The sequence below is a fragment of the Streptomyces sp. NPDC014907 genome (genome assembly GCF_055562975.1).
The window spans coordinates 523,307-546,910 of record NZ_JBVHEG010000003.1 but is presented as its reverse complement, the minus strand read 5'-3'; the positions used below and the strand labels follow the sequence as shown (position 1 = coordinate 546,910).

The following is a 23,604-nucleotide window of genomic DNA, read 5'->3' as shown; positions in this document are numbered from 1 at the left end:
CTCACGCACCCACCGTCGCACCGGTCGCCGCCCGCTCCAGCGCGGCCTCGTAGGCGCCGACCAGCTCGCGCAGCGTGCGGACCTCCGTGATGGAGAGCTGCTCGCCGAACGGGTCCACGCCCAGCTCGGTCTCCAGCTGTATCAGCAGCTGCGCCAGCATCAGGGAGTTGACCCCGGACTTGAGCAGCTCGTCGTCCAGCGACAGCTCCTCCTGGTCCGAGCTCAGCACCACGGACTGGATCTCGCGCTCGATGATCTCCTTGACGTTCTGGTCGTTCAGCATGTGATTCCTCCGTCGATGACCAGTGACTGACCGGTGATGAAACGTGCCTGCGGGGAGGCCAGGAAGAGGACCGCGTCCGCGATCTCCTCCGCCGTGCCGAGCCGCCCCAGGGGGGTGCGGTGCTGGATCTTCTCCCGATTGCGATCGGTGACGTCCGAGGTGAGTTCGCTGTCGAAGAAGCCGGGGGTGACGGTGTTGACCCGGATGCCGACCGGCCCCAGCTCCCTGGCGAGGGCGCGGCCGAAGCCCTCCAGGCCGGCCTTGGCCGCCGCGTACACCCCGACGCCGCGGTAGCCCCGGACGGCGTTGATGGACGAGATGTTCACGACCGCCCCGCCGTCGCGCATCATCAGCCGCACGCACGCCTGGGTCAGGTGGACGGGCGCCGTCAGGTTGGCGGCCAGCAGGTCGTCGATCTTCCGGGGGGCGATCGTCGCGAAGAGCTCCTGGTGGAGCACGCCCGCGTTGTTGACGAGCAGGCCGACCGAACCGAACCGTTCCCGCACGGTCTTGACGAACCGCCGGAGCGCCGCGGTGTCGTGGAGGTCGACCGGCTCCCACAGGAAGTCCTCCGGCCGCTCCCGCTCCGTCGTCTCCGTGAACCCGCTGGGCTTGCGGCTGAACGTCGCCACCCGCCAGCCCTCGGCCAGCAGCCGTTCCACCAGGACCCGGCCCAGTCCCCGGCTGCCGCCGCTGACCACCGCGACCCGGGGCCCGCTCACGCCGCGACCCGGATCTTCTTGAAGCGGTCCGAGTGCGTGTCCGTCTCGGTGACGTCGACCACGACCGGCACCTTGAAGGCCTCCAGGCGCCGCGCGCAGTGCTCGCGCACCCGGCGCGCGGTGACCCTCGGGTCGTCGCAGGGCCCGGTGAGCTTGACGACCGCCTTGACGACCTGGCCGGTGACGTGGCTCGGGCGGCCCGAGACGACGGCGTCGGCGACGTAGTCGAGCTCCAGGAGCACGTTCTCGACCTCGTTGGGGTAGACCTTCTCCCCCGCGACGTTGATGAGTTCGGACGTGCGGCCCAGGATGCGGACGTACTCGCCGTCCGTCTCCACCGCGTCCTGCGTGTTGAAGTAGCCCTCCTCGTCGAAGGGCGCCGGCGCGTTGAGGTAGCCGAGCATCGCCATGTCGGAGCGGATCCACAGGATGCCGTCGACGATCCGGTACGAGAACCCCTCGCCGCCCAGCTTCACCCACAGGCTGCCGTCGTCGCGGGACTTGGTGGGCATGATCCCCAGCTCGGAGAGCCCGTAGGTCTGCTTCAGCCGGACGCCGGGCAGCGCCTTGGCCAGCCGGGTCAGGGTGCCCTCGGGCATCGGCTCGGTGCCGTAGGTGATCAGCTTCAGCGAATCGAGGTCGTACCGCTCGTAGGCCCGGGATATCAGCAGCATGTTCAGGAACGTCGGCGTGGTCGGCAGGATCTGGATGCGGCTCCGCTCGATCTCCGCGCAGACGGTCTCGGGGGTGCGCTCCCCGACGGTGACGAGGGCGCCTCCCTGGCTGAGGGTGTGCAGCAGGGTGTTGATGCCGCCGATGTGGTCCAGGCTGAGGAAGCCCAGGGTGCGGGCGGGCCGGACCGGCGGGCCGTACTTGGCGAGCACCTTGGAGAAGTCCAGGACGCTCGCCTTGCTGCGGCCGGTGGTGCCGGAGCTGAAGAGCACCAGGCCGGGCACGCCGTCGGCGCGGAGCCTGCCGTAGAGCTCGTGGCCGGCCTCGCGGCCGGTGGTCTCGACGGCGCGCCGCCAGTGCGTGGAGTCGATCGAGATGACCGTCTCGACCTCGGCGACCTCCAGGAACTCGGTGCGCTTGGCGGCCGGCAGGGGGGTCAGCGGGACGACGATCGCGCCGCGTGCGACGAGCGCGAGCAGCCCCGCGCAGGCCTCGACGCTGCTGATGCCCTCGATCGCGACGACCCGGCCGGCCCGGACGTCGTGCCGGTCGAGGAACCGCTCCCAGTCGCCGGTCAGCCGCACGAGCTCGGCGTAACTGTGGGTGACGCCGTCGAAGACGATGGCGTCGGCGTCGCCGAAGCTCCGCATCCGGTCGAAGAACCAGGAAGTCATACGCTTTCCACCTCTTTCACCTCGTTCGTCACGGCCTCCGGGAAACCGGTCGGGCCGGTGTGCCACAGCGGTAGGTCGAGCGCCGGCGGGACCGGCGCGGCGGGCAGCAGGGACCACCCGTTGATGCGTGCGTGGGCGCGCAGGACCTTGTCGCCGCCGACGACCACCGCGGTGCCCGCGGCCCTGAGCATCGGCAGGTCGGAGACGTGGTCCCCGTACGCGACGCAGCGCTCGGGCCTGGTGCCGTGCGCGGCGGCGACCTTCCGCAGCGTCTCGGCCTTGCGGCCGGCGAGCATCGGGGGGCGGTACAGGTTGCCGGTGTAGCGGCCCCAGACGATCTCCGGCTCGGTGCACCAGACCTCGTCGGCGCCGAGGTGGTCGGCTATGGGGTCGAGGACGGCGGGGAAGGAGCCGGAGACGAGGACGACGCGGGTCCCGTCCTGCTGGTGGCGGCGCAGTGCCGCGACGCCGTGTTCGTGGAAGAAGCCCCCGGCGCGCAGTTCCTCGCGGAACCAGTCCTCGGCGAGGACGTTGACCTCGGCGGCCCGGGCGCCCTCCAGGTTGGCGAAGTAGGCCCGGTTGGTGGCCTCGCGGGGGCAGCCGATCTCGTTCATCGCCTTCAGTTCGCGGCGGCGGCCGATGTACTCGTGGGGCGGGTGTCCCCGCGCGGAGAGGTAGTGGCGCAGGAAGCGGAACATGCTCGGGACGGTGGTGAGTGTGCCGTCCACGTCGAAGAATGCGGTGCGGTGGCCGTTCATCTGCGTCCTCAACCTTTCCGGGCGTGGTCGGGCCGGGGGCCCCGGCGGGGCCGGGGCGCCCTGGCCGCGGTGGGAGTGGTCCCGGCGCACCGCGCCCCTCCCCCCGCGGGGGTCTGTGGAGGGAGGGGCCGTGCGACGGGCGTCCGGCGCGAGGGGGAGCCGCGTCAGACGCCTTCGGTGACGGCCGGGGCCGGCTCGGCGGTCACCGTGTTCGCGTCACCGGCGGCGACCCGCGTCGCGGCCGGCTTCTTCAGGCCGAGCGTCGCGAGGAAGGTCAGCGCGATGCCGGCGGCGGTGGCCCAGGTCGCGACGAGGATGCCGTCGGTGAGCCGGGCCGGGTCGGTGGTGTCGCCTCCGGCGGCGGTGGCCGCGACGGCGATCAGGACGGCGAGGCCGACGGCGCCGCCGATCTGCTGGCCGGTGGTGGCGATGCCGGAGGCGATGCCCTGCTCCTCGTCGGCGACGCCGGTGGTGGCGGCGGCGAACATGGCCGTGAAGATGACGCCCTGGCCGAGCGAGAGGACGATCAGCGGGACGGCGATGACCGCGTACGAGGAGTCCCGCGTCAGGGTCAGCGCGAGGGCGACGGTGCCCACCAGGCCGACGGTGAGGGCGAGCAGCAGGGTCTTGCGGGCGCCGTAGGCGTTCATCAGCTTCCCGGCGGCGACGGTTCCGATCAGGACGCAGCCGGAGGGGAGCAGGAAGGCGAAGCCGGTGGCCCAGGCGCTGTAGCCCTGGACGACCTGCCAGTACTGGGTGAGGAAGTAGGCGTAGGCGCCGAACGTCGCCATGAAGAGGAAGGTGACCGAGGTGCCGACCGTGACGTTGCGGTTGGCGAAGAGGCGCAGCGGCATCATCGGCGCGCGCGTCCTGGACTCGATGCCGAGGAAGAGGGCGAAGAGCGCCAGCGAGCCGATCAGGCTGCCGACGGTGGTGAGCGAATCCCAGCCCGCCTCGGGCCCGTTGACCAGGGTGAAGACCAGGAGGGTGGAGGCGACGGTGCCGGTGACGGCGCCGGGCAGGTCGAAGCCGCGGGTGCTGGCCTTCGCGGTCTTCGGCAGGGCGCCGATGCCGTAGGTCATGGCCGCGCCGGCGGCGATGACGTTGACCCACATGACCGCCTGCCAGCCGAACCAGTCGGTGAGCAGGCCGCCGAGGATGGCGCCGAGGACCATGCCGAAGCCGCCGGCACCGCCCCAGACCGCCAGGGCCCGGTTGCGCTCGGTGCCCTCCGCGAAGAGGGTCGTGACCAGGGACAGGGTGGCCGGCGCGAGGAACGCGCCGCCGAGGCCCTGGACCACCCGGGCCGCCACGAGCAGCCAGGACTCGGTGGCGAGACCGCCGAGGACCGAGGAGGCCGCGTAGAGGAAGAGGCCGAAGAGGAACATGTTCTTCCGGCCGAAGAGGTCCGTGGCACGGCCGCCCAGGAGCAGGAAGCCGCCGAAGGCGACGGAGTAGGCGGAGATCACCCACTGGAGGTTCTGGGCGGAGAATCCGAGGTCGCTGCCGATGTCGGGCAGTGCCACGAACATGATGTTGTAGTCGATCGCGATGATCATCTGGGCGAAGGCCAGGAGGCCGAGGATCGCTCCCAGACGACGCGGCTTGGCCTGCACGCTCGTGGGCACGCCGGTTTCCTTCCGGTCGGGTACGGGTGGGGGGGTGGATCAGTAGCGGAAGGCGTAGGCGAGGCGGCGTCCGAAGGACTTCCGTCGCTGCGCCTCCATGTAGGCGAGGTTCGCCTGGAGGTCCTCGATGTCGGCGGCGACGCGTCGCTCCGCCTCCTCGATGGCCTCGGGGATCGGGACGACGACCGGCAGGCCGAAGATCTCGACGATCTTCTCGATCCGCTCGGGGATCGGGCCGCCGACGATGCGGTAGGGGATCTTGATCTCTTCCAGGGCCTCGACGAGCAGGTCGTCGGAGAGCCGGCGGAACGGCTCGGACACCGGGCGGTGGCCGTCGGCGTCCATGTCGAACTCCACCGGCAGGTGCACGTAGGCGTCGTACGAACGCTTGGCGCGGTCCTTCTGGATCTCGCCGAGGGTGTCCGTGTACTTCTGGTAGAAGCGCTTGGACGTCACGCCCATGGCCTTCTTGACGCCCTGGAACCACCACGGCATGCCCGGGTTGATGCCGACCCGCATGCGGGCCTCGAAGTACACCCACTCGTGGAAGACGCCGCCGTCGGATATGAAGGCCCCGGTGCCGGACTCGTTGGCCAGGCGCTCCTCGTAGCGGCGCAGCCCCAGCTTGACGAGCTCCATGGCGTTGAGCTCCATCACCGTCTTGCCCGGGACGAGGTCCACGAGCAGTTCGCGGGAGGTCTTGGCGTGGGTGCGCGGTATGCCGGTCGCGATCGAGAGTGCTTCCGTGGTGGTCGACTTACCGGACGAGTACGTACCGGATATCGCCAGCTTGAGATCGGGCTTGTCGCTCCACTGGGGAACATCGAGCTTCATTTTCTCGTGCCTTTCTCTGGTGGCGCTTCGGATGCTTCGAGGTGAGTGGAACGGAGCCGTGACTACTTTCCCTGTACGGCGTCGAGCGCCTTGTCGATGTCGACGACGGCGGGCAGCCCGGTGATGTCGAGAACCTTCTGGAGACGCTCGGCCGGCGTGCCGGTGACCGTGTGGACGGGAAGCCCGGTGTCCGCGAGCGCGGGCAGCAGGACCTCGTCGGAGAGGGTGCGGAAGATGTCGTTGATCGGCGGGTTCTGCTCCGACATCGGGAATTCGATCGGGAGGTGGAAGAACGCGTCGTACGCGGTCTTGGCGTGCCGCACGGCCAGCTTGCCGATGTTGTCCGCGACGTCCTCGTAGGCGGCGGTGACCTCGTCGCGGAAGCGGCTGTCCACGGGGGCCTCGGTGCCCGGGGTCGGGCCGGTGACCAGGCGGAGCTTGGCGAAGACCCACTCGTGGACGATCGAGCCGTCGCTGATGAAGCCGGCCGGGTGGGCGGCCTCGTTGAGGGTGCGCTCGGCGTAGCGCTTGACCGTGAGCTGGAGGAGCTCCCCGGGGGTCCAGTTCCAGATGTGCTTCCCCTCGCCGCCGATGGGCTCGCGCATGGCGGTCCCCTGCGTGTAGGGAAGTCCGGTCGCCTCGGAGAGGGCCTTGGAGAGGAGCGTCTTCCCGGAGCCGTAGGCGCCGACGATTGCGATTCTCTGAGTCATGCCGAAATCATTTCAGCCGACTCGCTCCTGTCCCAGCCCTTATTGGTGGTGCTGTTGCGGCACCTATTGCCGCCGGCAACAGGGAGGAAAGAAAAGGAGACATGCGGAGGTCCCGGCCCCGCGAATACCGGGGCCGGGCCGAAGGAAAGGAATTCCTGTCGCGGGCGTCATGTCATGCGCGAAGTTCTTCCAGGGGCTCCCAGCGGGCGGTTCCGGATTTCTCGGAAAGGCGTCCGAAGACGACGTCGGAGAAGTGGTTGGCGAAGGCGAGGGTGCCGGGCTCGGCCAGTTCCGCGAGCATCGCCCGCCGGGTGGCCACGCCCTGCTCGGGCAGGGCGTCCATGGAGACCTTCCACTCCGGCCGGGCGAGCTGCGCCGGGGTGTGGAAGACGTCGCCGAAGGCGATCAGCCGGCCCTCGTCCGTGTCGAGGACGTACGAGGTGTGACCGGCCGTGTGGCCGGGGGTCACCCGGGCCGTCACGCCGGGGAAGACCTCCTCGCCGTCGTCGATCACCCGGACCCGGGGCGAACCTCCCACCGGTTGCGGCCAGTTCGCCCATTCGGGCGCGGAGGCCGCGAACACGGCGGAGGAGAAGGGGGACGCGGCACCCTCACCGGGCCGGAAGGCCCAGCCGAAGTGGTCGTCGTGCAGATGGCTGAACGCGACCAGCTCGATGTCGGCCGCCCGCACGCCGGCCCCCTCCAGCGCCGCGGGCAGCTTCCCGCCGACGAGCACGCCGAGGGCGGGGTGGGTGTGGGCGGCGGGGATGTCATGGGGGCCGAAACCGGCGTCCACCAGCATGGCCCGGTCCCGGTACTGGACGAGCAGGGCGCCGATGGAGGCGGCGAGACAGCCCTCGGGGTCCAGCAGCCCGGCGTTCTCCCCCGCCCAGTCGGCGGCCGTGGTCTCCGGCAGCCAGCGGCGCGGGTCGAGCTGCACGTAGCCGTCGGGGAGCCAGGTGACCGTGTGGTCGCCCAGCTTCAGCGAACGGGCCGTGCGGGCCGGGGTGTTCCACGGGGTGGCCATCGCCATGACGGAGGGCTCCTCTACTGGTCCGGTGGGACGGGGTCGGGGCGGGGGTGGGTCAGGAGTGGGGGCCGGTGCCGGGCCGGAGCCGGAGCCGAGTCCGGGGCGGTGCCGGGTCCGGGGCGGTGCCGGGTCCGGGGCGGTGCCGTACGGGCGTGGGCCGTTCGGGCACGTGCCCTTCAGGCGCGGGGCGTTCATCCGTGGGCCGCTCGCCCGCGGGCCGTTCGGTCACGCACCGTTCGGCCGCCGGTCGTCCGGGCGGGCGCCGTTCGGTCGTGTGCCGTTCAGGCGACGGCCGTTCGGGCAGGTGCCGTCTGGTCATGTGCCGTTCATACGGCGGCCGTTCGGGCGGGAGCGCGGGACGCCCACAGCCCGGTCAGTTCCGCAGTGTCGTACTGCGGGGTCAGTAAGATCACCTGCACTCCGGGACGGCCGCCCACGCACATCGAGACCCGGGTGAACTCCAGCTCGCCCAGCTCCGGGTGGCGCACCGTCTGGGTCTCGCCGCCGCTCCCGGCGACCAGGTGCCGGGCCCACAGCGAGGCGAACACCGGGCTGCGTTCGGCGAGTCCGCGCACCAGCGCGGCCAGCCGGGCGTCGGTGAGCATGTCCCCGCTCTGCACCCGGAAGGCGGCCACCGCGGCGGCGGCGTCCCGCTCCCAGTCCGGCAGCCGCTCGCGTGCGGCCGGGTCGAGGAAGAGCGTCTCCAGGTAGTTCGGCCGCTCGCCGGTCAGGCCCAGCAGCCGGGTGGCGGAGGAGTTCGCGACCATCACGTCCCAGTAGGGGTTGAGGACGTAGGCGGGGCTGGGCAGGAAACCGTCCACGATCCTGAGGAGCAGCGGGAGTTCGTCGTCCGCGCAGGACTGCGGGCGTCCGGCGCCCGCGTACCCGGCGAGCCGCAGGGCGTACCGCTGCTGGGCCTCGTCGAGCCGGAGCACGCCGGCGATGGCGCCGAGGATCTCCGGGGAGACGTTCCTGGCGCGGCCCTGCTCGATCCAGGCGTACCAGGACACCCCGATGCCGGCCAGCATCGCGACCTCCTCGCGGCGGAGTCCGGGGACCCGGCGCGCGGCTCCTCCGGGCAGTCCGACCTGCTGCGGGGTGACCTCGGCACGGCGCTCCGCAAGGAAGTTGCCGAGTTCGGCCAGCCTGGGATCCACGCATCTCCGGGGCCGCGCGACAGCGGCGGAGGGCGCCGTTCCGTTACGAGTCATCGTGCATCTCCTCCTCACTCCAACGGAAGCGTAGAGAACGCTCGCTCTTTTTTCTACATCATAGAGAGTACTCTCTTTGTTTTTCTGGGATGCTCTTTACCCATGAGGACCACGGCCGGGGGGCCGGAAGGACGCCGACCACCGTGAAGGGCCAGGCATGACGAACTACGGGCGATCAGCAACCAAGCAGGAGCGGGGCGGACGCACGCGCGCGCTCCTCATCCAGGCAGCGGGCCAGGAGTTCGCGCACCGCGGGTACGCGGGCACCTCCCTGACCCGGATCAGCCGGGCGGCCATGGCCACCATCGGCGCCCTGACCTTCCACTTCCCCGCGAAGAACGAACTGGCGGAGGCCGTGTGCGAACGCGGCTGCGCGCTGACCCGGCTCGCCGTCGAACGGGAGATCCGCGAGGCCCGCTCCCCCGCCGAGGGGATCGCCAGGGTCACGGAGGCGCTCGCCGGACTCCTGGAGAAGGAGGACGTGGTGCGGGCGGCGGCGCGGCTCTCCCGCGAACTTCCGGTGGAGCACGACTGGCGCGACGCCTGGGCGCCGGCCGTGCGCTCGCTGCTCTCCGCCGCCCACCGCGGCGGCGAACTGCGCGAGGAGGACCTGGAGATGGTCGGGGTGTTCGTCGTCTGCGTCGTGTCCGACCTGGAGGTCTCGGCCCTGCGCGCGCACCGGCCCCCCTTCGGGGGCGGGGGCCGCGACGGCGCCCCGGGCGCGGGCGGGGGGGACGACGGACGCGCGGGGACCGGCCTCCCCGGCGCGGGGCTTCCCGGCACGGGGCTCCCCGGCACGGGGCTTCCCGGTGCCGACGGCGCGTGGGGCGTGCGGGGCCGGCTGGCCAAGGTGTGGGAGGTGGTCTGGGCGGGAATCCCGGGGCGGCACGGCCGCCCGCTGCCGGAGACCCCCGGGACGGAACGGCACGGCAGCGCCCGGGCGGAGGCCCCCGGGGCGGAACGACACGGCAGCGCCCGAGCGGAGGCCCCCGGGGCGGAACGACACGGCAGCGCCCGAGCGGAGGCCCCCGGGGCGGAACGGCACGGCAGCGCCCGGGCGGAGGCCACCGGGCCGGGACCGCACGGCCGCCCCCTGCCGGAGGCCCCGGGGGCGGGGCCGGGGCGGCGCGCGCCGGAGGGCGTCCTGCTCCCCGGCGGACGCGACGACGACCCCTCCATGGCCTGAAACCCACCGCCGGACTTCACCGCGATCGCACACGATCCCCCAACTCCGCTCTTGCTGAAGGGAGTTGGGGTTAAGTTCGAACGGTCCGCCCGGGGCCGCGGGCCCCGGCCCCGGGCGGGCCGGCCGGGGCGCGACGGCGGCACCGCGCCGGCGTGGGACCGGCGCCCGCACCCCCGGGCGGGCCGGTCAGGAGCTGTTCGCGGAACTCTTCCGGCGGCTCTCGGCGACGACTTCACGACCGCGCAGGTCGAGGCGCTCGATCACCTCGGGCGTGGCGATGGAGGGCAGCAGGTACCGCCAGAGCGTGGCGATGCGCTCCATCAGGTCCTCCCGGCCGGTGGTGATGTTCGACATCAGCTGGGTGCCGGTGTAGGCGCCGACGAGGATCTCGGCGAACTCGGCCGTGTCCACCCCCGGCAGCAGCTCGCCCCGGCGCGCGGCGGCCTCGAGCTGCTCCCGGAACACCTCCGCCCACAGCTCGTACGGGGCGGCGTCCCGCATGCCGAAGTCGCCCTGCTCCACGGCCAGCCGGACGCCGGCGCGGAAGAGGACGTTGGTGCGCATCTGGTGGGCGACCTCGAGGTTGATGTCGAAGAGCCGCTGCAGCCCGTCCTCGCCCTCGGGGAACGTCAGGTCGGACGCCTGCTCGCTCATGACCGTCTGCGCTATCTCCTCCTTCGAGGCGAAGTGGAAGTACATCGCTCCCATGGTCGTCTCCGCCCGGCGCATGATCTTGTTCATGCTGGCCCCGGAGAAGCCGCTCTCGTCGAACACCTCGGCGGCAGCCCGGATGATCTTCTCTCGGGTCCGGATGGCACGGGTTTGCCTTGGCTGCGGCACGATCACTCCAACTACCCCTGGGACGAATGTCTGACGGCCCCCCGTCGAAAGAAAGCGAACACCCGCTATGTTATGCGAAGGGGTCGCCTGAGGCCCGTTCAACGATCAACGCATCCTCCGGCAGTCAGATCAAGCCACTCTCGGGTTTCGATCGTTCTCCTCTCGACAAACAAAACGAGCACTCTCTACTTTAATCCCGAGCAGCCAGCCGCGAGGGGAACCCGGGCTTCGCCCCTCGTCCTGTCGGCACCACGCCTGTGCGACGACCGCGCACCACGAACTGCGCCACTCCAGCACATGCTCCAGCACCCGGCACAGCACCCGCACCGCGTCAGCTTCAGTACTGGACCTGTACCCGCGTCAGCACTTGCCGTCCGCACCCGTGCTCGAACCCGGGCCGCCCTCGCGGCCTCCGGGGCTCCGCCCCGCCCTGCCCGAGCCCGTCCGTGCCAGGCCTGTGCCCATCACACATCTTCCAGGGGGATCACATGGAGATCGAGTACGCCCAGCGCACGTCCAGCACCGCCCTCCGGGCCGCGTTCGGCGGGCCGGCCGAACCGCCCGCCACCGTCACCACCACCGTTCCCCGCGAGTACGTCCACAAGGCCGCCCTCGCCGAGGTGCTGCTGACGGGCTGGTACCGCACCGGTGAGGACGCCTTCACGGTGACCGCCCAGTGGCCCCGCTCGCACAGTGTCCTGCGGTCCCGGCACGGCGTCCACGACCCCCTGCTGTTCGCCGAGACGGTGCGCCAGGTCTTCCCCCTGCTCTCCCACGCCGCCTACACCGTGCCGTTCGGCCACCACCTCATCTGGGAGCACTTCAGCTACACCACCGACCCCGCCACCGAGGGGCTGCGCGCCGGCCTGCTGCCCGCCGAGATCACCCTCGACATCACCTGCCACGACATCGTGCGGCGGCGCGGCGGCCTGTTGGCCCTCTCCCTGCGCGTGGAGGCCCACCGCGACGGAGTCCGCCTGGGCAACGCCGAGACCCGTTTCACCAGCCACGCCCCGGCCGTCTACAACCGGCTGCGCGGGGCGTACGCGGACAAGGAGGCCGCCCTGGCGGCGGCCGTCCCGGTCCCGCCGCCCGTCCCCGCCCACCGGGTCGGCCACAAGCTGCGCGAGAACGTGGTGCTCGCCGCCACCCGGACCCCGCGCCGCTGGCAGCTGCGGGTGGACACCCGCCACCCGGTGCTCTTCGACCACCCCGTCGACCACGTCCCCGGCGCGGTCCTCCTGGAGGCGGCCCGCCAGGCCGCCCACGTGGTCGCCGGTCCGCTGCCGACCGCCGCCACGGCCATGGAGACCCGCTTCACCCGCTTCGCCGAACTCGACTCCCCCTGCTGGGTGGACGCCGAGCCGGAGGCGGACACCGGCCGGGTGCGCGTCACGATCCACCAGAACGGCCGGGAGCTCTTCACCGCGGCCGTGACCACCACCCGCCTGACGGCGGACGGCCCGCTGGTGGCGGCCTCCCGCCCCGCGTACGCCCACTCCTGACCCCGGCGGAACCCGGAACGGGGCCCGGGCCGGTCACCGGCCCGGGCCCCGTCGGGGCGCGTCACGCGGCGGTCACCGCCGGCGGGACGGGTCAGCGGCGCAGGGTGAGGAGCCCCGGCCGGTACGGCAGCCGGTCGTAGGGCCCGGTCGCCGTCGGGGACTTGCCCTGGTAGAGGAACTGCAGGTTGCAGGGGTCGACGGTCATGGTCTGGTCGGGGTTGCCGCGGACCAGGTCGCCGTGGCTGATGTCGTTGGTCCAGGTGGCACCGCTGTTGGCACTGCCCGCGAAGGGGTTGCCCTCGGTGGCGGCCTGCGGGGTCCACGAGCCGTTCAGTGTGGTGGCCGTGAACGAACGGAAGTAGCGCCCGTTCGCCCCCATCGCCTCGACGATCATGAGGTACTGGTTCCGGCCCTGCACCTTGTAGACCTGCGGCGCCTCGAACAGGTTGTTCTTCGTGTCGCTCATGACCGTCGTGTACGAGGAGCCGAAGTTGCCCGGGAAGTTTCCGATCGGCATGCTCGCCCGGTAGATCTTGCCGTTGTCACCGGCGAAGAACAGGTACATGTTCTGCCCGTCGGCGATCAGGGTCTGGTCGATCGGGCCGGTGTCGGAACCGGAGACGCTTCCGGTGAACAGCGGCTGCGGCGCGGACCAGCCGTTGGGGTCGGCGGGGTTGCTCGACGTGCGGTAGACGAAGGGCCACGCCCCCCACTGGTACGCCAGCACCCATGTGTTCTTGGGCGCGAAGTAGAACAGCGTGGGCGCCACCGCGGGCCGGCTCATCCCGGTCTGGGCGGCCGACGCCATGTCCGACCAGTTCGTGAAGGGCCCGAACGCCATCGAGCCGTACGACGAACCCGACGCGTTCGACCCGTAGACCAGGTGCTTGCCGTTGTGGACCACGTGGGTGAAGTCCTTCAGCGAGGCCCATCCGTTCGCCGGCTGCGCCAGGGCGCCCGTCGAGCTCCACCGGTACGTCGCCGGAAGGGCGCACCCGCCCGCCGGCGGAGGGGTCGCCGCCCCCGGGCCGGTCCACTTCTGGTTGGCGCCGCCGGACCAGCAGGAGTACAGCTGGAGCCCGGTGCCGTCGGTGGTGCCCGCGCCGACGGCGTCGAGGCACAGGCCCGACTGGACGCCGGTGATCGTGCCGTCGGCGTTGACGTTCCACTGCTGGTTCGCGCCGCCGTTGCAGTCCCGGACGACGACCTCGGTGCCGTTGACGGTGCCCTTGCCCAGGGCGTCCAGGCACTTGTTCCCGTGGACCGTCAGCTGCTTGCCGGAGGTGTGGGTCCAGCGCTGGCCGGTGCCGCCGTCACAGCCCCACAGCCGCGCCCGGGTGCCGTTGGCGGGAACGGAGTCGCCCGCGCCGACGCAGCGGCCGGAGGGAACGCCCCTGATCTCCCCCGTGCCGGAGGCGGAAGCGGAGTCGAGGGCGTTCCTGACGGCGGCACGGGCGGGCTTGGGCTTGCCGCCCCCGTCGAACAGCAGGGGTTTCTCGGCGCTGCGCCAGGAGTCGCTGTCCCGGACGCCCCACACCGTGACGCCGGTGCACCGGGCCACGGACAGACAGGCCCCGACCGCGTCGGCGTAGTGGACGGGCGACGCCTGGGCGATGTCCAGCTCGGTGATCTGGACGTCGACGCCCAGGGCGGCGAAACGGGACAGGGCGGTCCGGAAGCCGGCCGGCGGTCCGGCGGTCCCGAAGTGGCTCTGGAAGCCGACGCAGTCGATGGGCACGCCGCGGGACGTGAAGTCCTTGACCATCCTGTACACGGCCTGCGTCTTCGCGTCCGGCCAGTTCTCGATGTTGAAGTCGTTGTAGCAGAGCCTGGCCGAGGGGTCGGCCGCGCGGGCGGTGCGGAACGCCTCCTCGATGAAGCCGTCGCCCAGCACGTTCTGGAAGACCGAGTCGCGGCGCTGGGCCGAACTGTCGCCGAACGCCTCGTTGACCACGTCCCAGGCGTAGATCCTGCCCTTGTAGCGGGACATCGTGGTGGTGATGTGGTGGTTCATCACGGCGCGCAGCGTCCGCGCGTCCTTGATGGACCTGACCCAGGCGGGGAGCTGCGCGTGCCAGACCGTGGTGTGGCCGCGCACGCGCTGGCCGCGGGCCGCGGCGTGGTTCACGATCCGGTCGGCGGAGCCGAAGGTGAAGTTGCCCCGGGACGGTTCGACCGCGTCCCACTTCATCTCGTTCTCCGGGGTGACCACGGTGAACTCCCGGTCCGCGATCGCGGTGTACGCCGGGTCGCCGAGCCGGCCCGCGGCCACGGCGGTACCGAGGTACCTGCCCGCGGTCGCGGCGGTGGCGGAGTACGGGCCCGCGGGGGCCGCCCCCGTGCCCGCGCCCGGGGCCGAGGCTCCGGCGGAGCCGGGGAGGAACGTCGCGGCGCCGGCGATCAGCGCCGCGGCCGCCAGTCCCGTCGTCAGTGCCCGGCGGCGCCGGCCGAGCCGGTGCAGGCCCTTCATGACTCTCCTCGGGGGTCTCGGGGCACCGCGGGTGCCGTGGTCGCGCGCGAACCGGCCGCGCGGGGTTCTCGGGTGTGTCGCGTCATCGGAGCGGCTTTCTTCGGGGGATACGTCACGGGGGAGGCCGGAACCCGCCGCACCGGCACGTCGTGACGAGCGGCGGGAAGGACACCCCCGTGAAAGGAGGCCGCCGGGCCCCCGGCCCCGTAACGGAAAAGTCGCGCCGCCCGGGAGAACGCCCGGTGACACATCTCGCAGCCGGAAAGCGTTACGCCGGACCCCCCGGCGTGGTCGTCACCGCGGAGGGGCGCGCGGCGGCGGGGGCCCACCGCCGTGGAGAAGTAGAGGTACGCCGGACGGGGAACGGCGCGGCACGGGAGCACGGCGCGGCACGGACGCGCGCGGCACGGACGCGCGACGCGATACGGGAACGCGGCACGGTACGAACGCACAACGCGGTACGAGAGCACGGCACGGTACGGGAACACGACGCGGGCGATCGGCGGCCCGGCCGGGCGCCGCGCGGCCCGGCCCCGGAGGGCCGGGGGACGGCTCTCAGGCCCAGGGGCCTCGGACGAGGAAGGAGGCCTGGCCGGCGAAGGCCCGGGTGCCGTCGGAGCCGTCGAGCCGGATGCCGCCGTCGCGGTGGCGCAGGACCGAACCGGGATAGTTGTGCGCGCGCAGCGTCACCGACCCGGCGACCGCCCCGGGCCCCGGGCAGAAGGTGGCGTCCTCGCGGAACAGTTCGCTGCCGTCGTCGGGGCTCAGTCGCAGCCGCAGGTCGCGGTGGCGCAGGTAACGGCCGTCGGCGGCGCGGAAGGTGACGCACCGCGCGTCGGCGAGTCCCCGGACGACCGAGAAGGTGGCCCGCTGCCGTGCCCGCGCGCCGCTGGACGCGGAGACGCGGCCGAGCGTCGCGAAGTCACCGGCGTACGTGAGGTACAGGGCGGGCCGGTCTGCGGACTCCAGCGCGTGCGCGCCCGGCGGAACGGTGACCGCGGTGGCGGACGGGCTCACCGGGGACGGCCCGGCCGGCGGGGCGGTGCGCGACGGAACCGGCGTGGGGCCGCCGGTCGTGGGGGCGGCGACGGGGCCGTGCGCCGGACGCGCCGGTTCGGGCCGGGTCGCGTAGGTGGCGGCCCCGCCGATGAGCACCGCGCCGGCGGTGAGGCCCACCAGCGGATGGGCGGCCGTCGCCCACAGCTTGCCGGCCAGCGAACCGTGCAGGCCGCCTCCCCCCGCCGCCGTGCCGGCGGCGGCCTGGGCCGCAGCCGGCACGGCGGTGCCGAGGGCCGTGCCCGACAGCAGGCCCTTGGCGGCCAGCGCGGTGACGAGAGCGGCCGGGACCGCCAGCGGCGCGAGGTCGAGGAGCAGCCGCTCGGCCGGGACCCGCTCCGCCGCCGTCGCCGCGCAGACCGGGCATTCCCGGACGTGCCGCGCGATCCGCTTGCGCCACACCGACGCGGGGAGGCCGTCCCAGCCCGTGACGGTCTCCTCCAGGCGCGGGCAGCGCGGTTCGGCCTCCAGCGCGGCGACGATCGTCCGGCCCAGTTCGAGCTGCTCGCGCATCCGCTGGAGCCGCACGCCGGCGTGGGGGACCGTGAGCCCCGTCGCGGCGGCGATGTCCTCGCGGCTCAGCAGGCCGGCGTTCTCCTGCCACCACAAGGCCAGCAGGGCCCGGTGGTCCGGGTCGAGCCACCGGCCGGCCTCGACGATCCGGCGGCGCTCGTCCGACATGCGCAGGCGCAGGATCGTCGCGTCGTCGGGTCCGGCACCGGCGTCCGGCACCTGGTGCGCCTCGTCGAGGACTGCGGTCCGGCGGACGGAGGCGTGCTGCCGGTGCCGGTGGGTGCTGATCTGACGGAGCGCGATCGACACCAGCCAGGACCGGAAGCTCTCCGGGGCGCGCAGGGAGGGCAGGTCGCGCACCACGCGCAGCAGGGTCTCCTGGACGACGTCGTCGACGTCGGCGTGCCCTGCCAGCGCCCGCCCGACGATGTTGTAGAGCAGCGGCAGGTACGCGGCGATCAGCTCCTCGCGCGCCCGCCCGTCACCGGCCTGCGCCGCCACGACCAGCCGCGCGTGCTCCGCGTCCGTGAGCCTCATCCCCACTCCCTCAGGGGAACGATCCACCCCGTACGGCACCCCCTCGGCGCCGGTACACGTATCCGACACGCTGCGACCGGGTCCGCGCAAGATCCGACCCCCACCGAAGCCGCCCCCAACCGGCACCGCCCGGCCCCCGGGCAGCCCCGCACCCCACGACCACCCCCGGAAAGCACAAAACCCCAGGTCACGGCGAGTGAGTCCTGGGGTTTCGCAGAGCCGCCTTCGGGATTCGAACCCGAGACCTACGCATTACGAGTGCGTTGCTCTGGCCAACTGAGCTAAGGCGGCATGCCGTGCGTTCCCATGGTGGGTGCAGCGGCCTCGCCAAGTCTACACAGTTTCCGGGGGTGGTCCGACCACCCCCGGGGAGGGCCTACGAGCAGCGCTTTCCGTCCGTGGGAGGGGTGCCTTCCAGGAGGTAGGTGTTGATCGCCGTGTCGACGCAGTCGCTGCCCCGGCCGTACGCGGTGTGGCCGTCGCCCTCGTAGGTCAGGAGGGTGCCGGAGGAGAGCTGGGAGGCGAGGGACCGGGCCCACTTGTACGGGGTGGCCGGGTCGCGGGTGGTGCCGACGACGAGGATCGGGGCGGCGCCCCCGGCGGTGACGCGGTGCGGGCGGCCGGTGGCGGGGGTGGGCCAGTACGTGCAGTTGAGGGCGGCCCACGCGAGGCCCGCGCCGAAGACCGGGGAGGCCTTCTCGAAGGACGGGACGGCCTTCGCCGCGTCGGCGGGGCCCTGGTAGGCGGGCGGCAGGTCGAGGCAGTTCACGGCGGCGTTGGCGTACATGAGGTTGGCGTACGTGCCGTCCGGCTCGCGCTCGTAGTAGCTGTCCGCGAGGGCCAGCAGGCCCGAGCCCTCGCCGCCGATGGCCCGGGTGAGGGCCTCGCGGAGCTGGGGCCAGGCGCCCTCGTCGTACATCGCCGCGATCACCCCGGTGGTGGCGAGCGACTCGCCGAGCTTCCGGCTCTCCCCCGTGGGCAGCGGCGCGGCGTCCACGACGCGGAAGAACTTCTTCAGCGCCTTCCCGGCCGCCGCGACGGACTCCGTGCCCAGCGGGCAGTCCTTCCTGCGGACGCAGTCGGCGGCGAAGGCCCGGAAGGCGGTCTCGAAGCCGGCGGTCTGGTCGCGGTTGAGGTCGAGCGCGGAGAGCGAGGGGTCCATCGCGCCGTCGAGGACCAGGCGGCCGACCCGGTCCGGGAAGAGTTCGGCGTAGGTGGCGCCGAGGAAGGTGCCGTACGAGGCCCCCACGTAGGTGAGCTTCTCGTCGCCGAGGACCGCCCGGAGGACGTCCATGTCGCGGGCCGTGTCGACCGTGGAGACGTGGGGGAGGATCTTGCCCGAGCGCCGGGCGCAGCCGGCCGCGAAGTCCTTGAAGGCCGTGCCGAGCGCCCTGGTCTCGGCGGCGTCGTCGGGCGTCTGGTCGACCTGGGTGAACGCGTCCATCTGCGGGCCCGTCAGGCACTCGACCGGTTCGCTGCGGGCGACTCCGCGCGGGTCGACGGCCACCATGTCGTAGCGGGCCCGGACGGGCGCCGGGTAGCCGACGCCCGCGTACCCCTGGAGGTAGCCGACGGCGGAGCCGCCCGGTCCGCCGGGGTTGACCAGGAGCGAGCCGAGCCGCTTGCCGGGGCCCGTGGCCCGTACCCGGGAGACGGCCAGCTTCACCTCGCCCGCGTCGGGCTTCGCGTAGTCCAGGGGGGCGCGCAGGGTCGCGCACTGGAAACCCGTCACTCCGCAGTCGCGCCACGTGAGCTTCTGCGTGTAGTACTTCTCCGGGGCGGCGGAGGCGGAGGGGGCCGCCACCTGCGCGCGGGTCGTCGTACGGGGCGCGGCGGCGTCGCTTCCGCCCGAGCAGCCGGAGAGGATGAGTCCGGCGGCGGCCAGGGCCGTGGCGGACGTGCGGAGCAAACGCCTGGAATCCATCCCCGGAGCGTATCCGGACCGGTACGTACCGTGTCCAATCGTGACGGGTCGCCCGGACGACCGGCCGCTCCGCGGGCCCGTGGCTCCCGGGGGTCACTCCGCGGGGCCCGTGGCTCCCGGGCCCGCCGTCTCCGTCCCCCTACCGCAGCGCCATCGTCATCGCCTCCACCGCGAGGAGCGGTGCCACGTTCCGGTCGAGCGCCCTGCGGCAGGCGAGGACGGCCTCGATGCGGCGGAGGGTGCGCTCGGGGGTGGTGTCGCGGGCGATCCGTTCCAGCGCGTCCCGCACGTCCTCGTTGGCCAGGGCCGTGCGGGCGCGGAGCTGGAGGGCCAGGACGTCGCGGTAGAAACCGGTCAGGTCGGTGAGGGCGAGGTCCAGGCTGTCGCGCTGGGTGCGCGTCCTGCGCCGCTTCTGCCGCTCCTCCAGCTCCTTCATCGCCCCGGCCGTGCCGCGCGGCATCCGTCCGCCCTGGGCCGCGCCGAGGGCGGTCTTCAGCTCGTCGGTCTCCTTGACGTCGATCTCCTCCGCGGCCTGCTTCGCGTCCTCGGCCGCCGCGTCGACCAGTTCCTGGGCGGCCCGGAGGCAGCCGCCGATGTCCTCGACCCGTGAGGGCAGCTTGAGGACGACGGACCGGCGCGCGCGGGCCCGTTCGTCGGTGGCGAGCCGCCGGGCCCGGTCGATGTGTCCCTGGGTGGCGCGGGCGGCGGCCCGCGCCGTCTCGGGTTCGATGCCGTCGCGCCGTACGAGCACGTCGGCGACCGCCTCCACCGGCGGGGTCCGCAGGGTCAGGTGCCGGCAGCGGGAGCGGATCGTGGGCAGCACGTCCTCCAGGGACGGCGCGCAGAGCAGCCAGACCGTGCGCGGCGCGGGCTCCTCGATGGCCTTGAGGAGGACGTTCCCCGCGCCCTCGGTGAGCCGGTCGGCGTCCTCCAGGACGATGACCTGCCAGCGTCCGCCCGCCGGGGAGAGCTGGGCCCGCCGGACGAGTTCGCGGGTCTCCTTCACGCCGATGGACAGCAGGTCGGTGCGAACGATCTCGACGTCCGCGTGCGTGCCGACGAGGGTCGTGTGGCAGCCGTCGCAGAAACCGCAGCCCGGGGCGCCGCCGAGGGCCCGGTCGGGGCTCACGCACTGGAGGGCGGCGGCGAACGCCCGCGCCGCCGTCGCCCTCCCGGCCCCGGGAGGGCCGGTGAAGAGCCAGGCGTGGGTCATCTTCGAGGTCTCGGGGTCGGGCGCGCCGGCGGAGTGGGCGGTCACGAGCGCGTCGGCGTCGCGCGCGGCGGCGGCGAGCTGTTCCTCGATCCGGGTCTGTCCGACCAGGTCGTCCCATACGGCCATGTCTGCCCCTCCTCAGGTACGCCCTCCATTGTGGGGCAGGGCTCCGACAGTCCCCGCCGGACCGGGAGCGGGAGCGCGGCGGCGGCAGCAGCCACGTCGCGCGGCCTCACGGGAAGAGCCGGGAAGAGCCGGGACGAAGGCGCGGGAGCCGGTCCCCCCGCCCGGAAACCGGCCCCCCGCCCGGGACGGGGGGGCCGGCTCCGTCCCCGGGCCGGGGACCGCGCGTCAGCCGCGGCGGCGGAAGTCCTCGTCCTCGTCCCCGTGCGGGCCGAACAGTTCGTCGGCCAGCGTCGGCAGGTCGTCGAGCGGGGTCTCCTCCGCCCAGTCGGAGCGCCGGCGCGGGCGGCCGTTCTCGTCGAGCTGGGGCAGTTCCCGGGTCCGGTCGTTCGCGCCGTCCGGCTCCTCCCGCCGCGCGCCACCGGACGCACCGGTCCGCTCGTCGCGGAAGAACCCCTTCGGCACCCGGGGGGCCGGCCCGGTCGTCCGGGCGTCCCGTGCGGCCGCCGGGCCGGACGGCGTCCGGGGGTCCTCGACGGCGGGCAGGACGGCGGTCTCGTCGGCGTCCCGCTCCTCGCGGATCTGCGGCAGGACGGCGGTCTCGGCCTCCGGACGCACGATCGGCGTGGCCACGGTGACCTCGTCGGGCGAGACGGTCGGGGCGTCCGGTTCCGTACGGTCCCGCTTCCCGGCCGTCCCGGCGTCCCGTGCTCCGCCGGGCCTTCCGCCGGGCTTCACGACCGGGGTCGGGACGGTGACCTCGTTCGGCGAGACCTCGGCGGCACGGACGGTCCCGGCCTCCCCGGCCTTCCGCCGTTCCGCCCGCTCGGCCTCGGCACGCTCCCGGGCCGCCCGTTCCCGGTCCTCCCGCTCGCGGGTCTCCTTCGCCTCGGCCGCGCGCCGGGCGGCCTCCCGCTCCGCCGCCGCGCGTTCGGCGGCGGCGCGCTCGGCCGCCGCCTTCGCCGCGGCCTCGGCCGCGAGCCTCTCCGCCGCTTCCTTCGCGGCGGCCTCCTCGGCCGCCTTCGCCGCCGCGGCGGCCTCGGCCGCCCTGCGGGCCTCCTCCGCGCGGAGCAGCGCCTCCTCGGCCTTGCGCTGCTTCTCCAGACGGCGGGACTCGGCCTCGGCACGCAGCCGGGCCTCCTCCTCGGCCTGCCGGCGGAGCCTTTCCTGCTCCACCTGGCGGGCCTTCTCCTCCGCCTCGCGCCGCCTGCGCTCCTCCTCTGCGGCGATCCTGGCCTCCTCGGCCCTGCGGCGGGCCTCCTCCGCCTGCCGCTCGGCCTCCAGGCGGCGCGCCTCCTCCTCCTCGCGGCGCTTGCGCTCCTCCTCCTCGGCCCGCAGCCTGGCGAGCTGCTCCTGGCGCTCGCGCTCCAGGCGCTCCTCCTCGGCCTTGCGGGCGGCCTCCTCCTCGGCCTTGCGGCGCGCTTCCTCCTCCGCCCTGCGGCGGGCCTCCTCCGCGGCCCTCACCTCGGCCTCGGAGAGGGGCAGCATCCGGTCGAGCCGGTGGCGCACGACGGTGGTGACGGCCTCCGGTTCCTGGCCGGCGTCGACGACGAGGTAGCGGCTCGGGTCGGCGGCGGCGAGGGCGAGGAAACCGGCCCGCACGCGCGCGTGGAACTCCGGCGGCTCGGACTCGAGCCGGTCGGGCGCCTCGGTGAACCGTTCCCTCGCGGTCTCCGGGGAGACGTCGAGCACGACGGTCAGGTGCGGCACGAGGCCGTCGGTCGCCCAGCGGGAGATGCGGGCGATCTCGGTCGGGGACAGGTCCCGGCCCGCGCCCTGGTAGGCCACGGACGAGTCGATGTACCGGTCGGAGAGGACGATCGCGCCCCGCTCCAGGGCCGGCCGGACCAGGGAGTCGACGTGTTCGGCGCGGTCGGCCGCGTAGAGCAGGGCCTCGGCCCGGTTCGAGAGCCCCGCCGACGACACGTCGAGGAGGATCGAGCGGAGCCGCTTGCCGATCGGGGTGGCACCGGGCTCGCGGGTGACGACGACCTCGTGCCCCTTGGCGCGGATCCAGTCGGCGAGCGCCTGGACCTGGGTCGACTTCCCGGCCCCGTCACCGCCTTCGAGGGCGATGAAGAAGCCGGTCGGGGACGGCGCCTGGGCCGGGTCGGAGCCGCGCAGCGCGTCGCGCAGGTCGCGCCGGAGCGGAACGCCCGCCCGGTCGTCGGTCTTCGCGAGGACGAGCGCGGCCACGGGGAGCAGCAGGGCGCCGGCCAGGGCGAGCGTGAAGGCGGCGCCGCCGTGCGCGAGGACGGAGTCGCCGGGGGCGATCCGGTGCGGGCCGATCGCGGCGGCGAGCAGCGGCGCGGCGAGCGCTCCCGCGCCCGTCGCGACCCGGGCGGTGGCCTGGAGGTGGTCGGTGGTCCGGGCCCGGCGGGGCTCCTCGGTCTCCTGGTCGATCAGGGTGTGGCCGGTGTGGGCGGCGACCCCGGCCGCGTATCCGGTGAGGACGGCGAGGAACAGCACGGTCGCCGTGTCCGGGACCAGGCCGACCGCGATCAGGGCGACGCCGGTCACGGTGATCGCGAGGGCGAGCAGCCGGCGCCGGGACAGGGCGGGCAGGACGGAGCCCGCCGTGCGGATGCCGGCGGCGGTGGCACCGCTGAGGGCCAGGATCAGGAGGGCGTACGTGACGGGTCCGCCGCCCAGGTCGTACGCGTGGAGCACGGCGACGGACGCGGCGGCCGCGACGGCCCCGGCGACGACGGCGCAGGCCAGGACGAGGAGGGAGAGGATGCCGGTGCGGCCCCTGTCGGCCTCCCTGCCGGGCTTCCCGTCCCTGCCGGGCTTCCCCGGCTTCCCGGTGGACGGCCGGCGCAGGCCCTCCAGGGGCGAGCGGGGCCGGGGCGTCTCCCCGCCGGGGAGCGCCATCGCGTAGAGGACGGTGACGGAGGCGGCGAACAGTCCGGCGGCGACGTACGAGCCGAGGGCGGCCTGGTGCAGCGTGAACCAGTCGAGTCCGACGCCCAGCAGGTGGCCGATCAGGGTGGCGACGAGCAGGACGGCGGCCGCGGCCGGGACGGCGAGGAAGCCGGTGCGCTGGGACAGCTTCCGCAGCGCGCCGAGGTGGTCGGGGAGCGGCCGTACGGCGGCGCCTTCCAGCGGTGGCGCGGGCAGCAGCGCGGGGGCGGCGCCCTCGCGGCTGATCGTCCAGAGTCGTTCGGCCGCGCCGGTGACGAAGACGGTGCCGAGCAGGTACCAGAGGGCGCTGCCGGGCGTCCAGTCGATCCACAGGGGTGCGACGACGAGGAGCGCGATCCGCACGCCGTCGGCGCCGATCATGGTCCAGCGCCGGTCGAGTTTCCCTCCGGGCCCGGTCAGCGCGGTCAGCGGGCCCAGGAGGACGGCCCCGAACAGGACCGAGGCCACCAGGCGCGTGCCGACGACGGCGGCCACGGCGAACGCCGCCCCCCGGTAGTCGCCCCCGAGCGCGCCCTCGGCGACGGCCGCCTGGAACCCGAGGAGGACGAGGACGAGGAGGGAGAGCGCGTCGCCGGTGGCGCCGAGCAGGTGGGCGCTCCACAGCCGGCGCAGCGGCTGGTGGCGCAAGAGGGCGCGTACGGCACGCTCCCGGGAATCCGCGACGAGTGCGGCGTCGGAATCGCCGAGACGGTCTGGCTGCTCTGCTCGCGTCATCCGTCCACCCTATCCGGACGGCCTTCCTCCCCGCGGCCTCCGCCCGAACATCCGGACGAGGCCGTGACGGGGGGCG

General features: G+C 73.5%; 17 protein-coding genes and 1 tRNA gene. 2 read left to right on the top strand and 16 right to left on the bottom strand.

The genetic code is table 11. The annotated features are described in order from the left end of the window. Nucleotide 1: 1 nt before the first annotated feature. The 9 genes from ACZ3IL_RS11645 to ACZ3IL_RS11605 form a co-directional block, all read right to left on the bottom strand. Nucleotides 2-283: an acyl carrier protein gene (locus ACZ3IL_RS11645; RefSeq protein WP_388690920.1), complete on the bottom strand. Its 282-nt coding sequence runs from the start codon at nucleotides 281-283 to the stop codon at nucleotides 2-4. After that, nucleotides 277-1,005, bottom strand: coding sequence for an SDR family NAD(P)-dependent oxidoreductase (locus tag ACZ3IL_RS11640; protein ID WP_467389041.1), 729 nt, complete (start codon nucleotides 1,003-1,005; stop codon nucleotides 277-279). The genes ACZ3IL_RS11645 and ACZ3IL_RS11640 overlap by 7 nt, the downstream gene beginning before the upstream one ends. After that, on the bottom strand, nucleotides 1,002-2,351 hold the full coding sequence (locus ACZ3IL_RS11635; RefSeq protein WP_467389038.1) for a class I adenylate-forming enzyme family protein: 1,350 nt from the start codon (nucleotides 2,349-2,351) through the stop codon (nucleotides 1,002-1,004). Before ACZ3IL_RS11635 ends, ACZ3IL_RS11640 begins: the two co-directional genes overlap by 4 nt. Next, on the bottom strand, nucleotides 2,348-3,109 hold the full coding sequence (locus tag ACZ3IL_RS11630) for an HAD family hydrolase (RefSeq protein ID WP_467389036.1): 762 nt from the start codon (nucleotides 3,107-3,109) through the stop codon (nucleotides 2,348-2,350). The genes ACZ3IL_RS11635 and ACZ3IL_RS11630 overlap by 4 nt, the downstream gene beginning before the upstream one ends. A gap of 164 nt (nucleotides 3,110-3,273) precedes the next feature. Beyond that, on the bottom strand, nucleotides 3,274-4,737 hold the full coding sequence (locus ACZ3IL_RS11625) for an MFS transporter (protein ID WP_467389034.1): 1,464 nt from the start codon (nucleotides 4,735-4,737) through the stop codon (nucleotides 3,274-3,276). A gap of 39 nt (nucleotides 4,738-4,776) precedes the next feature. Beyond that, a complete protein-coding gene (locus tag ACZ3IL_RS11620; protein ID WP_467389032.1) occupies nucleotides 4,777-5,571 on the bottom strand; it encodes an AAA family ATPase in 795 nt (264 codons plus the stop codon). A 62-nt stretch (nucleotides 5,572-5,633) separates the two neighbouring features. Beyond that, a complete protein-coding gene (locus ACZ3IL_RS11615) occupies nucleotides 5,634-6,281 on the bottom strand; it encodes an AAA family ATPase (RefSeq protein ID WP_467389030.1) in 648 nt (215 codons plus the stop codon). A 172-nt stretch (nucleotides 6,282-6,453) separates the two neighbouring features. Continuing rightward, nucleotides 6,454-7,314: an MBL fold metallo-hydrolase gene (locus ACZ3IL_RS11610; RefSeq protein ID WP_467389028.1), complete on the bottom strand. Its 861-nt coding sequence runs from the start codon at nucleotides 7,312-7,314 to the stop codon at nucleotides 6,454-6,456. A 323-nt stretch (nucleotides 7,315-7,637) separates the two neighbouring features. Next, nucleotides 7,638-8,468 (bottom strand): helix-turn-helix domain-containing protein, encoded by an 831-nt coding sequence (locus tag ACZ3IL_RS11605; RefSeq protein WP_467389026.1) that lies wholly within the window; start codon nucleotides 8,466-8,468, stop codon nucleotides 7,638-7,640. A 211-nt stretch (nucleotides 8,469-8,679) separates the two neighbouring features. On the opposite strand from ACZ3IL_RS11605, the gene ACZ3IL_RS11600 reads away from it, so the two are divergent. Then, a complete protein-coding gene (locus ACZ3IL_RS11600; RefSeq protein WP_467389024.1) occupies nucleotides 8,680-9,708 on the top strand; it encodes a TetR family transcriptional regulator in 1,029 nt (342 codons plus the stop codon). A 186-nt stretch (nucleotides 9,709-9,894) separates the two neighbouring features. On the opposite strand, the gene ACZ3IL_RS11595 is transcribed toward ACZ3IL_RS11600, so the two are convergent. Further along, a complete protein-coding gene (locus tag ACZ3IL_RS11595; protein WP_467389023.1) occupies nucleotides 9,895-10,548 on the bottom strand; it encodes a ScbR family autoregulator-binding transcription factor in 654 nt (217 codons plus the stop codon). A 488-nt stretch (nucleotides 10,549-11,036) separates the two neighbouring features. On the opposite strand from ACZ3IL_RS11595, the gene ACZ3IL_RS11590 reads away from it, so the two are divergent. Beyond that, on the top strand, nucleotides 11,037-12,053 hold the full coding sequence (locus ACZ3IL_RS11590) for a ScbA/BarX family gamma-butyrolactone biosynthesis protein (protein ID WP_467389022.1): 1,017 nt from the start codon (nucleotides 11,037-11,039) through the stop codon (nucleotides 12,051-12,053). 91 nt (nucleotides 12,054-12,144) lie between these two features. Here the strand turns inward: ACZ3IL_RS11590 and ACZ3IL_RS11585 are convergent, their stop codons facing one another. The 6 genes from ACZ3IL_RS11585 to tmk all read right to left on the bottom strand — a co-directional run bounded on the left by ACZ3IL_RS11585 (nucleotide 12,145) and on the right by tmk (nucleotide 23,528). Continuing rightward, nucleotides 12,145-14,523, bottom strand: a complete 2,379-nt coding sequence (locus ACZ3IL_RS11585) for a non-reducing end alpha-L-arabinofuranosidase family hydrolase (protein ID WP_467389021.1) — start codon at nucleotides 14,521-14,523, stop codon at nucleotides 12,145-12,147. Between the two features lie 555 nt (nucleotides 14,524-15,078). Next, on the bottom strand, nucleotides 15,079-16,629 hold the full coding sequence (locus ACZ3IL_RS11580) for a sigma-70 family RNA polymerase sigma factor (RefSeq protein WP_467389019.1): 1,551 nt from the start codon (nucleotides 16,627-16,629) through the stop codon (nucleotides 15,079-15,081). A 217-nt stretch (nucleotides 16,630-16,846) separates the two neighbouring features. Further along, nucleotides 16,847-16,920, bottom strand: a tRNA-Thr gene (locus ACZ3IL_RS11575). An 85-nt stretch (nucleotides 16,921-17,005) separates the two neighbouring features. Next, entirely contained in the window at nucleotides 17,006-18,553 is a 1,548-nt protein-coding gene (locus ACZ3IL_RS11570; RefSeq protein WP_467389017.1) for an alpha/beta hydrolase, read from the bottom strand. Between the two features lie 139 nt (nucleotides 18,554-18,692). Further along, entirely contained in the window at nucleotides 18,693-19,892 is a 1,200-nt protein-coding gene (locus ACZ3IL_RS11565) for a DNA polymerase III subunit delta' (protein ID WP_467389015.1), read from the bottom strand. A gap of 225 nt (nucleotides 19,893-20,117) precedes the next feature. After that, on the bottom strand, nucleotides 20,118-23,528 hold the full coding sequence (tmk, locus tag ACZ3IL_RS11560; protein ID WP_467389013.1) for a dTMP kinase: 3,411 nt from the start codon (nucleotides 23,526-23,528) through the stop codon (nucleotides 20,118-20,120). Nucleotides 23,529-23,604 lie beyond the last annotated feature (76 nt).